Raw genomic sequence first — 13,438 nt, forward strand, 5'->3', positions numbered from 1 at the left:
TATTCTATAGAATAGCTGTCCTGTTATGTCATGGACATCGTAATTATTCGTTTATTGTCCATTTACGCGAGTCTTTTGCTCAACAAAATAAGGCTGAAACGTATAATTGGATTCAGAATCCCATTTTGAATTCACGTTTGGTAAGAGTACTTTTAACTCTTTAATTTTTTCCGCGTATTTAGGGTTATCTGCTTCATTATTCCATTCATTAGGGTCTGTACTGTGGTCGTAAAATTCTTGAGCTCCATCTTCGTATTGAATATACCTAAACCCATCTTTTTTAATGGTATGATTATTCATTCCAAAGGTTGTAATGGCGTAACTTTCATTTACCGCTTTATTATTTTGCATCATACCCTCTAAACTTACACCTTCATTTTTAGAATAAGCAGGCAATCCGCTCAATTCCAAGAGTGTTGGATAAATAGACAGCATTTCTACTGGTGTATCTATCTTTTTTCCTTTTGGTAAATTAGGTCCGGCAAACATTAACGGTGCTTTAGTAGCGGTTTCCCAAAGCGCATGTTTTGCAAAAGTGCCTTTTTCGCCTAATCTGTAGCCATGGTCTGACCATAATACAATAATCGTATTATCGACATATTTACTGTTTTCTAAAGCATCTAAAACACGACCCAGTTCGTAATCCACATAACTCATACAGGCTAAATACGCCTGTATAATTTTTTTCCATTCGCCACTTTCCTTTGCCCATTCCGTAGAAGGCATCATTGGCAAGTCGTTGATTTGCATTCCGACTGGTGGAATATCATTTAAGTCGTCTACTAAATATGGTGGTGTTTCTATGCTTTCTAAAGGATGCATATCAAACCATTTTTGAGGTACATACAATGGCACATGAACACGAAGAAATCCAAGTCCTAAAAAGAATGGTTTATCGTATGTTCTGTTTAAACGTTCCACAACCCAATTTACAGATTGATGGTCCGGCATTAGAGTATCATTTTCAGGAAAAGCGCCCCAATCTGTACTTGTTCTGCCATGTGTTCCTTTTATTCCTTTTCCAAAACCATCCCAAACAAAACGTTTTTCTGGATAAGGACCAAAGCCTTTGACGCGTCCTCCAGATTCGTTAAATAAACTATCTGGTGAATGAATATGAAACAGTTTACCAATACCCATCGTATGATATCCGTTTTCTTCAAAATACTCTGGAAGAAATGTAATGTCTTTTGTGGCTGGGTTTCCTACTCTTCGGATTTTATTATCTGGTGTCATACCATAAATTCCTGTAGTAGAGGGACGCAAACCTGTCATAATAGAGGCTCGTGATGGGCCACAAAGTGGTGCTTGCACATGCGCATTTGTAAAGGTTACACCCATTTTTGCCAACCTCTCAAAATTTGGGGTTTTAACGTTCGAAAAATTATCAATAGGACTAATCCAATTGTTTAAGTCGTCAACAGAAATAAACAATACGTTTGGCTTTTCATTTTCTGTTTCAGCAGGCGTTGATTTTTCATTTTTACATGAAAACATCAGTAGTATCAAAAATATGAAGCGTATGTTTTTCATAATTACCAATTACTATTCTGTTCTAAATGCTTCAATTTTCTTGTTCAGTTTTTCGACCAATTCAGGATTACTGCTAGCAATATTATATTTCTCGAAAGGGTCTTCATCAATATTAAATAATTGGATTTTTTCCTTTGGTTTTCTAACCGCATCTGGCACAATTAATTTATAAGGTGGGGCAATTGCTATAGTGTAAAACAAACTAGACTCTATAGTCGTAAAATCGTGTGCATAGATTTCTCCAAAAATCTCTTCTCTATTCTGAAGTGTTTTTTCGTCTAAAACATTTATGCCTGGTAAGTTTTCAGGTTTATCAATATTCAAAATATCTAGAACTGTTGGCACCATATCAATACTACTTACAACGGTCGTCGTATCCATCTTTGGCTTAATTTCTCCTGCCCACTTATACATAATTGGCGTGCGCATTCCTAAATCGTAAGGCGAACGTTTTGATATTTCATTATACTTGCTATCATTTAAATTTTGTACCCAACCATTATCACATACATAAACAAAAAGGGTGTTTTCGGTCAACCCTTTTTCTTCAATAATATCAAATAATTCGCCACAGGTTTCATCAAACCATTCGCACATGGCCCAATACTTGGCCACATATTCTGTAGGTGCTTTTGGAAGATATTTATCTAACAAACGCTTTGGTGGTGTATGTGGTGCGTGTGGTAAAAAAGGTGCATACCATAAAAAGAATGGCTTTTTTTCTTTAATAGCTAAATCGACGTAACTGGTTAAAGTATCCATTCCTTTTCGCCCGATTTCCAGCCCATAATCACCATGACGACCTCCACGATTTGGGTCTCCATGGGTCATACCGTAATCGAAACCTCCATTTTTATAATTACCATGCCACCATTTACCTGTTTGAAACGATAAATACCCTTTTTCTTTGAGCAAATCTGGCAATGTTGTTAAGCGTTCGAAATGAGAAATCATGGGCTTATAGGCCTCACTTCTATTCTTTCTCTTAACAGCTTTATCTTTAGTCCTTTCATAAGCCACATCGTTTCCAAGGATGCCATGGTCTTTTGGATACATTCCTGTGATTATGGTTGCTAAGGATGGTGAACATAAGGATGTTGGTACATAACCTCTGGTAAATGTTAGACTTTCTGAAGCAAATTGATCTAGCCTTGGTGTTTCAATATTTTCGTCTCCCATAAAACTGTAATCGGTCCATGATTGGTCATCTGAAAGGATGAATACAATGTTAGGCAATTGCGACTCTTTAGCCTCTTTTTCGTCTTTAGCTATCTTGTTTTTAGTCTCATTTCCACAAGAAAAACAAATAGCTGCAAGTATTATTAAACAACTTATATGGCTTAATCTCTTCATGATAATTATTCTATTTATTTAACGATTCTATTTTATTTATTATTCCCTACTAGTCTTCATTTTTTAAAACTTGTGCTTCATTTTTATTGCGCATCACAGCACCATTATCTCCTAAGAGATACATATTTCTGAAATCCGACCCTTTTACTTTTTCTCCAACAATCAGTCTAGCATCAGGATGCGGATTATCAATTAGAGAAGATATCACAAATCCTGAGTTCTTTCGACTTAAAAGGACAGTTTCTTTATTAAACGTTTTTCCAGTATCAGAACTGTCCCATCGACTTATTTCTCCTACATCATCGTTGGTCTGACTTTCTAAATATAGACTTACTTCTGTGCCTGATTTTACGTCGAAAATACCATCACCTTTCGGAAGATTAGAAGTATCACTTTTTAACCAGACCTGTCCATCCCATCCGAAATGTTGTATGCGTTTAGGGCCACTTCTGTTGGCTCCTACGTCTGGACCAACCAAAACTCCCACATGTGGATTACCATTGGGACCTACATCTGCTATAGCTTGAAATGTCCAATCGTCAGGTATTTTTCTTACCAAGGTTTTTTCGTCTGCCAATTCCTTGGTTAAAGGCATTTCTAAAGTTTCGTTTTTTACGTTTTTCCATTGATTAGTTTTGGTATCAAAAACCATATAATAAAGGTTATGTCGTTCTGGAATATGGCCTCGCTCATCCTGAGTGTTATTTCTATCTCTACAAATATGGTAATCGAATGCCACAATAATATCGTCTCCATTACCTCTAGTTACCCAAGGATACCAAGAATCTTCAGCTAATATATCTGTTCTGCGTTTGTGTTTTAAAAATGAAATAGGCTCACCAATAGTAACACCATTATCGGTTGATTTTTGATACACCCAATTACTTCTATGTGCACCGTGACGATAAAATAAATACATATCGCCATTATCCATTTTTACAAACTGACTGTAGGTACCAAATACTGATATATTATCTAAAGTTTCCCAAGAAGAAATATCTAATGGTTTTTTGGAAACGGCATGTAAATTTTTTCCGTAATGATGATTTCCTAAAGGGTTATCACCATCTTCAAGTGTCCCACCATGACCTCCAAAAGCAATATGAATATAATCAGCATCATCAATAAGAATGGCCGGTTTACCGTGATTATCTATTCGTTTTTTTCGATTTGGATCTTTACCCATTTTACTAACACCCGCTTTATATGGGCCTTTCCATTCTTTAGTTTTATGATTATATGAAGCTACATAAGGGTCTTCTAAAGCACCTTGGTAAGCCACATAAGTAATGCCTTTATGGTAAACACCAGATGGATGTTGCACAATTGCCACCGCATTTCCAAAACCATTATCGGCAAAATAGTCCACCATGTTTTCATTTGACTCTTCATTAGGCGAATCATTTTTTGGTGACTTACATGCTATAAAACAAAAGCAAACACACAGCTTTAGTATGAACGTTTTTCTAATCATCTTAGGATTTTAGTTTTAAAAATTATGATTTTAACAGGATCTAAAAGTCCAGACATTTTTAATTTGGAATCTTTGTTCCAATGTTTCCAAGAGGCAAAGGTTTGTCTTTTTGATAAACGCTTTTCGGGATTATCTAACCAATTTGGTAAGGTTTTAATTTTATTTCCTCTTCGTTCATAATCTAATGGTAATTTTTCATCACCAATTAATCGATTTACCCACACATTAGTGATTTTAACTTGCAGTTTGTTTTCTCCAAGCTTAACAAAATCATCAATAGTTACTCTAAAAGGCGCTTTCCAGAGTGTGGCTACTTTTTTCTCATTTACAATGACTTCTGCAATAACACCAACACTTCCTAAATCTAATTGAAAAGCATTGTCTTTGGACATCTGCTCATTAGACAAATTGAATGTTTTCTCATAAATAGCAGTTCCTGAAAAATGTTGAATGTCTTCTTCTGAGGCTTCTGACCAAGATTTTAAGGTTTTGTAGGTTTTCTTTTTTGATATTCCGTATTGAAGTGGAAAAGTAACTTCCCAATTTTTAGATAGCATTATGGGTTCTGGAACGTTGACGCTTACAGTCTGTGATATTCCTGATTTGGTTTCGTAAATTAATGTACCTGAAAAAGGTGTTTTCCAAATCGTGTTGTCGTCTTTTTTATAAATTTCTGATTTTGGAAGCGATTTATCTAGTTTTAAAAATTCACCTTCTGCAATAATTTCAGTCCTTTCATTTCCATCCGTTTCAAAAGTAATTTTCAGAAAATTATCTTTGTTTTTTAATGTTTTACCTTCAACTAATTTATCAGAAATCTTGATATTATAGGATTTTGAACTTACTAGATGTTTGATGGTTTCAGTTACGTCAAAAGCTTCAAAGTTTTTCGGGACACCTGTGGTTTCAGCTTTAAACTTCCCAAATATCGCCGAAATTATTTTGAGGTCTTTACCCTTAGCATCAATAGTAACAAACTCTCTTTCCTCTGCATGCATATGCTTAACTTCATCTCCAATTTGATATGCCATTCGGAACTCTTTTACATAACCCATCGCTGGGTCACAATCGCAAAAGGCTCTAGTCATTTGAAAACTCAGCTTGTCGTTATTTACTTCTTTAGCTACTTCTTCAGTAATATCTACCAAACCTTCCTGTAAAAAATTACCATACTCAGCCTTAATTATTTTTAAGTTTGATAAGGGTTCAGTTTCAGATTCATCTAAACGCTCAGTCGTTTTTACAATTTGATTTTGATTCCCAGTCTGCTCTCTAAAAACCACAAATACCGATTGTTCAGCATCTAAAACAATTGGAATGTTTGTTGTACCATCATCATTAGTTTTCCAAACCGCTAGTTTTTTAATGTCTCCTGTTTCAGAATTCCATAATTCAGGTTGTTTGTTTATTACTCTAAAATTCGCATCAAGTGTTATGCGTTCTTTTTTCGCATTCGCGATAAAATATATATCAACATCTTCAGTTTTTCTATGGATAAAACTGATATCTGAATTCTTATTTGCATCAGAAGAAAAATCTGGAAAAATATTGTTTTTTTCTAAAAACGATTCAACAGAAATATCTCTTATACTATTATTATCCCAAAGTGAATTGGCTGTTTTTTTGATGTAAGCATCATTTTCAGGATAATTGGTTAAACTTGGCGATTGCTTTGGTTTCGCTCCAATTACTTTTGCGCCTTTATCAACCAATACCTTAATAGTTTTTAATGATTTGGCTGTTATCCAATCGCTTTCTGGTAATAATAAAACTTCATAAGCACCACCAAACTTTGTGACAATTTTTCCATCTTTCACCGATAATTCAGATAATTTATTAGCACCAATTAAATCATAATCGTAACCCTTCTTTTTAAGCTCTGGTAGTAAAAAAGCAGTATTTGGCGAAGAATCTCCTGTAAAAAACAATACATCTGCTACATTATTTCCTTGTTGTAATAAGTATTGTGATTTAGCTATATAATCTAAATGCGATTTGCTTTGTGTCCACCACGTATTTAAACGGTTAAAATCAAAACCGTGATAACTTAAGGCTAAACCTGGTGCCACATCCCAAGGTTGATGCACATAGGTGTGAAAAATAAAACGTGTAATGCCTTCTGCCCAAGCTTTATCACCAATAGCTTTTATGGTTGCTGGATGTTTATCCCAACCACCAATACCAGTAAAAGATTCAGCTCCTACAATTGAGCTTCCGTTTAAATGCGCGATTGAAGACACAAATTTTGAGGAATCGAAAAACGGATAGCCTCCACTCCAAAATTCACACATAACGATATCGCCTTTTGCACCTACTTGCATATTATCAAAAGGTCCCCAATACGGTTCTACTGAAAAATTTAAATTATTTTGATGACACAATTCTGCAAAACGGCCATAATAATTTTCAGCAATTAAATCGCCAATCGTTCTTCTAAAATCCCAAAGAAAGCGTTCTGTAATTTCGCCACTATCTACATAATAACCAGCTAAGGTTGGCAAATACAATGTTAAAGCGTAACCTCTTAAAGTTTCAAATTGAATACCAAAACCAGTTGTCCAGTTTTGCGAACCCACTTCGTAACTATCAATCAAACAATTATTTACAGTTGTCCCAACTAAGTCTCCTAACTTATTTAAAATAGGTTGAATTCCAGCATTCCAGAAGGCATCTAGAGCATTTTTAGACATTTTATCGACTTCTAATCCTCTACCTCCATTTGGTGCTGGTCTATTTTTAGCACCATTTGGTGTATGTCCAATTCGTAAAATAATCCAATCGCCTTTTGGTACATCCCATTCTAAAATACCTTTATAGTTAAGCTTAGAAGTGATATCAACAATACTTTCTTTTTTGACGATGGCAGACTCAGGAATATCTTTAGTGTCAGGTAATAGATGATTTCGAATTCGGTTTGACAATATTTTATAATCTAAACCCTCAATTTTTAAAGCTTGTTTTGGCTTTGGAAATGCTAAGATTGCAATGTCTTTATAGTAATCAAACTTTGTTTCTGGTTTTGGAATTTCGCTTTTAAACCGTTTTCCTCCTTCAATATTCAATTCACTAAAAACAACGGTTTGCATTGCATTTTCAGGTGTTACCCAAGGTCCTCCTGATGATGACCAACCAGGACCATTGTGAAATGCCAATTCTAAACCCAATCGTTTGGCTTCAGTAGCCGAAAAGAGAAACAAGTCTAACCAGTCTTCACTTAAATATTTTATGGGACCTTCTGGAAAACCTAAATGCACATTAAACAATTGGGCTTCTTGAATGCCAACTTGCTTCATGGCTTCTAAATCTTTTGTGATTCCAGATTTAGAAACGTTTCCGCTAATCCAATGCCACCACGTTCTGGCTTTGGCTTCGTTGGGTGGTGATTTAAAACCAGATTCCAACTCATCGTTTATAGATGAATTTTGACCATGTAATGCCATGCTAAGCATAGCTAGGAAGAAAACATTAAATATGATTATTATTTTTTTAATCATTGTCTGTTACTTCTAAAGTATCAAAAAGATTTCCATGATAGGAACTAGCAAAAGCAACGTATCCATTGCTGACGACGTGAGTTGTTTTTGTTATGGATTCGTTATCAACAAAAACTTCGACCTCTTTACCTTGAAATTTTAGTTTCAATTGATGCCAAATAGTACCATCAAAATCGATTATATTTCCTTTGGTCAAGGCTTTCTTATTATGCATTAGCTTCCAGTTTCCGTTTTTTTCTATCATAAATCGATAGCCGTTTAAAAAACTTCCTTTTACACGTCCTCCTAATTCCACATTTCCATCTTCTATATAAACGTCTACACTACAGGTAAAATTCTTCCAATTTACGTCTCCTACTAAAGTGTGGGGTTTTATGTTTGTTCGTCGGTAGATTCGCATCCAATCATAACCAGGTTCTGGTGCAATTTGTTTTAAGCAATTGGTGCCATCTGCTTTTAAAGCGATTTCAAAACTCCCTTTTTGATCTGAATGGTATTTTGGTAAGTCACCAACCTTTCGATCCTCGTAATCCTCTTTATATGGAAAGGGAAATGCTTGAGATTCTGGAATCTCATACCTTCCTTTTTGTTGACCAGTTGTTGTGGTTAACGAATAGATGCTTTTGGGATCGAGTTGTATGCTAAACGACCTCTTTTTAGGGATGATACTTGCTAACTCCACAAATTGATTTTCTGCATCAGATTTCCAAACAAATACCTTTTCATCTGCTAAGTCCTTTTTAATTTTCACCTCTAATGATTCTGCATTTTCAGTACATATAATCATACTCCAATTGGTGCTCTTTTTATCTTTTAAAGTGACAACACTTCCTTTATAAGTTGATGCATCAAACAACCCACATGCACCGTCTAAATATTGCCAATTGTCTGGTGAAACGAATTGTGAAGTATGCGCTGTTGCCCAAATTGTTGGCCAAACTTCATAATAGCCACTCCAAGGTTCATTGGCTTTCATAGCGCCTGCCTTATCCCAAGTAACAGATTTATAAATGGATCCAATAGGTGCCCAAATCAGTGATTTTGTAATTTGATCTCTAATGTAAAATTTATTGTACAGTCGCGCTAAGTTGAGTGCTCCAGCACCATCCCACTCTTTGCCCGTCCAGCTCCAATCTTCACTTGCCCAAAGTGGTTTTCCCGATTGTTTTGCTTTTTCTGTAGTTGGGCGACCACGACCATCAACCATATTATCGGTAAATTCCCTTCCTGAAACGTAGTGATAACCTACAGCCTCAATGACGTCATCAAACGCACTGTCTTTTTCTAAATCATCAAATATTTTCCAATCACCACTGTTATCATCAGGGCCTTGAATTTTCACATTTTTATAACCTCGTGCATCTAAAGTAGGTCTCATATGGTTTACCAACCAATTACGATCTGTATCATTTTCATTTTCTACGGCTGCCACCCAATCTATATCTAGATTCCATTGTTTTTTTGCGACATCTAAAAAAGCTACAAAATACTCAGCAGATTCTTGCGAGTATATGTTTGGTTTTAGCCACCCAGGAAAACTCCAAGGCAGGTATTCAAGAATCATATCAGGATTTCTGTTTTTGGCTTCTCTCATCAACCAAAACTCATATCCGCGAGCAATCGGATTTTTTAATTCTTCTTTTGTAAATGCATGAGAAGGTTCTGAGCCACAAGTAGAATTTTCTCCTCCACCCATTTCTACTTTTAGATGTTGGAAACCTGCTCCAAATTTAGGTTTGAATAAAAGGTCTAAAATTTGACTTCTTACAGGATCTTCATAATCGTATAACAAATCTGTTGAAGCACCTGCACTAACCGCTCCAACACCTTCAAAAGTTCTACCTTTACTTTTACTGTTTATATTGATTTTGATGACACCTTTTCTAGATTTAGAAAACACATAAGGTTGAAATGCAGTTTCAGGGTTTTCTATTTCCCCCATTTCAAACCACGAAACTTCACTATGCACTGCTCCCCTATTATTTCCCCAAATGGTTACTTTCCAGTACACGCGTTGTCCGTTTCTTAAAGGCTCTCCTGAATACTGAATGCCACTAGATTGTGATGAACTGGTTGGCCCTGAATCCCAAAGGTCTGGATATTTTAATTTTTCTGGTGAGGTTGCCATTACAATTCTATAGCCTCCTTGTTTTGGACTTTTTGCATCACCTATAAAAGTCCAACTAAAATGTGGTTTATTACTGGTTATGCCTGTTGGGTTTGTTTGCGATTCACATTTCAAATCTTTCACCTCCATGGCATAGGTATAGGAACACATAAAAACTACAAAACATACTACTTTGTTCATAATACCGCTACTATTTTTACAATTCAATCTTTATTGCAACTAAACATTAACAATAGAAAATTAAACACTAACAAAACACCCATTGCAATTAATATGTTCATAATATCCTCAATTTTAAATATTTTTTTAATCCACAAACAACTCATCAATAAAAGCACCACTTTCACCAGTTGTTTCTAACTTAATACTGTTAGCTCCTGCCTTTAATCTTATAATAGCAGGCACAAATTTCCACTCCTTTTCCCAGCCACCAGTTGCTTTAAACTCTAATGTTCTGATGTATTCATCATTGACATACAATTTCATAGGATGTAATTCCCCTTCATTATTATGCATGTACCGAAAACGAATACTATAATCACCTGCTTCACCATCATTTTCTTGATAAAATTCTACGGAACCTTCCTTTCCATCAAAGCGAACAAATCCAGTTCCTTTGTAACGACGCGCGTCTGTGCTTGCTTTTGCTCCGCCTTTTATAATGCCATCTTCTGCAGAAATATTGATTCCTCTACCAATCCACATATCCTTAGAATGTTCGTCGCCCCAAAATAAACCTTCATTTTTACCAAATGTTTCTTCCATGTTTAAAACAATTTTTTCGTTTTGTTTTACTATAGCTTTTATTGTGGTGTTATCAGTAACTTCAAAAGAGCCTTTATAAATTGTGCCTTCTGTTGCTGGGTTTTCACCATTGGTTGTATACAGAATTTCTAAATCATCAACATTTGAATTTCCTAAAACTTGAATCTGTTTAGCGTCAATGGTGATTGTATTGGAGTTGTATAATGCCTTGTCTCCTAAAATTGATGCTGTTACTATGGAAGCCACTTTTGGATTGGGTAATTCTCTTAGGAATAGCCTTGTTTTTCCGAAAAACAAGGCTCTAAAATCTGATTTTGTTCGACTCATAGGATCAATTGGATTTCCATTTTCCATCGAAATTTTTTTTACATCTCCTTGAATATTATAGTAAACTTTGTTTTCTCCATAAGGATATAAATTATCAAAAGCATCCAAACTTTCTGAAGTAATGATGTAACTTGTGGTAAACGAATCTTCAGCATCTAATCTCTCAATACTTGTTCTTAATTTTGACGGTTGTTTACTCGTTGAAAAAGAGGTGCGTTTGACTTCCTTGCCATCGCTATAAGCTACAGCTTCTAGTTTTCCTTCTTCATAAGGCACCATCCATTCGCATTGCATTTCGTTCCAAATGGTTCCTGGTTGGTCTTTTCCTAAAGATTTTCCGTTTAAGAACAACTCTACTTCATCAGCATTAGAATACACCCAAACCGGAATTACAGTTCCCTTTTGCATTCTTGGATGTGTCCAATGTGGTAACATATGTAACATCGTTTCTTTGGTCCATTGACTTTGATAGAAATAGAATAAATCTTTTTTGAATCCAGCAACATCTAAAGCACCTCCCATGAATAAATTGAAAGGTAAACCTCCATGTACTAAACCAGCTTCTCCATAATAATCAAAACCCGTCCAACGGAAATGACCACTATGCCAAGCATGATCTCGCATCACTTCCCAATATTTTCTTGCCGAAACTCTTACAGTTGCATTATCATAAGACGAATTAAAACTTTGCTTTCTATTCCTCCAGTTTTTAGGATTGATGCCTTCATAGAAAAATATTTCCTTTTCGGTCAAATTCGGTAGCTCATATGTGCCTGGTAATTCGTTATCGCGCCACCATGTTTGTGTTCTGTAATAGCCTCTTGTTTGCCAAGTATGTGGTGCTTCTGTTGAAATAAATGGTTTATCAAATGTTCTACTTTCTATAAAAGACTTGGTTTCAGATCCTCCATTAACGCCTGTAATATCCATGTCTTCTGGATTTCCTGCGCCAGATGTAAACAATCGTGTTGGGTCTAAACTTTTGCCAAATTTCACCAATTCTGGTGCAATGTCACTATGGGTTTCATTGCCTAAACTCCAAACAAAAATACTTGGGTGATTTCTATCTCGTGTTATCCATTCTTTTACATCACGTTTCCACCATTCATCAAAAGCTTGCTTGCCATAATCTTGAGGTGCTTTTTTGTGCCAACCATCAAATATCTCATCCATAACGAGCAAACCGATTTCATCACATATATCATAAAACATTGGTGGTGTTGGATTGTGTGACGGACGAATGGCATTGATTCCCATATCCTTTAAGGATTGTAATTTCCAACGCAACATGGGTTTTGTCCAAGCTCCTCCAACTGGTCCTCCTTCCCAATGTTCACAAACCCCTTTCAATTTTACATTTTCTCCGTTTAACCAAAAGCCCGTTTCGGTTTTCCATTCTACGGTTTTGAAACCAAATGTGGTTTCAACCTCATCAATGATTTTTTTACCGTCTAAAATCTGAGTCACAGACTTGTACAAACTTGGACTTTCTGGACTCCATAATTTTGGGTTGTCTATTTGGAATTGATAGGTCGGATTGGATACTTTAAGTTTTTTACACGTGGAGGTAAGTTGTTTGCCATCTGGTGAAAACAATTTGACTTCATATTTTAACCCTTTTGTAGTTCCATTAATTTCTGCATCAATACTAACGGTTGCTTTATTTTTTTGAATAGATGGTGTTTTTATAAAAATACTATTGGGTTTAAAATGTGTTGGATTAACGCTAATCAATTTTACTTGTGCATAGATTCCGCATGGATGATACCAACGTGCAGATGGCTCTAAACTATTATCAACTCTAACAGCAATTGTATTTCTTCCTGCTTTTAAATACTTGGAAATATCATATCTAAAACTAATGTAGCCATATGGTCGTTTTCCTAAATGGTTGCCATTGACCCAAACATCGCTATTCATATAAACGCCATCAAAATTGATGTAGGTGTTGTTAGAAAGACTTGCTTTGTTGACATCAAAAGATTTACGATACCAACCAATACCACCATCGTGATAACCACCTCCTTGTCCTTGGTCTCCACCTTTCCGCACGCCTTTTTCAAAAGACCAATCGTGTGGAACGTTTAAGGTTGTCCAAGACGAATCATCTAAATCTTCTTGCGAAAAATTGGCGTTGTCCTCTAAAATAAACTGCCAGTTGTTATTAAAATTTGTTACAGACCGCTGCGTATAAACAAGATTTATACCTATAACTAAAAATAGAAGTAGTAGCGATTTTTTAATTTTCATTTGATTGACCTTCACACGTCACTCAAACTTAATTTTAAAAATTATGAATATAATCCTGTAGTGTCATGCTCTGACTATGTTAATCTTAATGATAAAAATGTGAATTAAATTAGG

At 35.5% G+C, this 13,438-nt stretch carries 6 protein-coding genes; all 6 read right to left on the reverse strand.

Features of this window, described 5'->3' with window-relative positions; translation table 11 throughout:
- Positions 1-51: 51 nt before the first annotated feature.
- Positions 52-1,533, reverse strand: a complete 1,482-nt coding sequence (locus Q0822_RS01535; RefSeq protein ID WP_299119244.1) for a sulfatase — start codon at positions 1,531-1,533, stop codon at positions 52-54.
- Positions 1,534-1,545: 12 nt separating this feature from the next.
- Complete coding sequence (locus Q0822_RS01540; RefSeq protein ID WP_299119247.1) at positions 1,546-2,886, reverse strand: sulfatase-like hydrolase/transferase; 1,341 nt, start codon at positions 2,884-2,886, stop codon at positions 1,546-1,548.
- 49 nt (positions 2,887-2,935) lie between these two features.
- Positions 2,936-4,258, reverse strand: a complete 1,323-nt coding sequence (locus Q0822_RS01545) for a BNR-4 repeat-containing protein (RefSeq protein WP_299119250.1) — start codon at positions 4,256-4,258, stop codon at positions 2,936-2,938.
- Positions 4,259-4,356: 98 nt separating this feature from the next.
- A complete protein-coding gene (locus tag Q0822_RS01550) occupies positions 4,357-7,854 on the reverse strand; it encodes a glycosyl hydrolase (RefSeq protein WP_299119253.1) in 3,498 nt (1,165 codons plus the stop codon).
- Entirely contained in the window at positions 7,847-10,162 is a 2,316-nt protein-coding gene (locus tag Q0822_RS01555; protein WP_299119256.1) for a hypothetical protein, read from the reverse strand. The genes Q0822_RS01550 and Q0822_RS01555 overlap by 8 nt, the downstream gene beginning before the upstream one ends.
- Before the next feature lie 126 nt (positions 10,163-10,288).
- The gene (locus tag Q0822_RS01560) at positions 10,289-13,324 is read right to left on the reverse strand and encodes a sugar-binding domain-containing protein (protein WP_299119258.1); all 3,036 of its coding nucleotides are present in this window, start codon (positions 13,322-13,324) and stop codon (positions 10,289-10,291) included.
- Positions 13,325-13,438: the final 114 nt, after the last annotated feature.

Origin of the sequence: uncultured Winogradskyella sp. (assembly GCF_947496485.1) — a bacterium.
Classification (GTDB): domain Bacteria; phylum Bacteroidota; class Bacteroidia; order Flavobacteriales; family Flavobacteriaceae; genus Winogradskyella.

What these genes read in the sequence shown, in the direction of transcription:
- Q0822_RS01535 (WP_299119244.1), bottom strand. Translation starts at nt 1,533, where the DNA reads ATGAAAAACATACGCTTCATATTTTTGATACTACTGATGTTTTCATGT.
- Q0822_RS01540 (WP_299119247.1), bottom strand. Translation starts at nt 2,886, where the DNA reads ATGAAGAGATTAAGCCATATAAGTTGTTTAATAATACTTGCAGCTATT.
- Q0822_RS01545 (WP_299119250.1), bottom strand. Translation starts at nt 4,258, where the DNA reads ATGGTGGACTATTTTGCCGATAATGGTTTTGGAAATGCGGTGGCAATT.
- Q0822_RS01550 (WP_299119253.1), bottom strand. Translation starts at nt 7,854, where the DNA reads ATGATTAAAAAAATAATAATCATATTTAATGTTTTCTTCCTAGCTATG.
- Q0822_RS01555 (WP_299119256.1), bottom strand. Translation starts at nt 10,162, where the DNA reads ATGAACAAAGTAGTATGTTTTGTAGTTTTTATGTGTTCCTATACCTAT.
- Q0822_RS01560 (WP_299119258.1), bottom strand. Translation starts at nt 13,324, where the DNA reads ATGAAAATTAAAAAATCGCTACTACTTCTATTTTTAGTTATAGGTATA.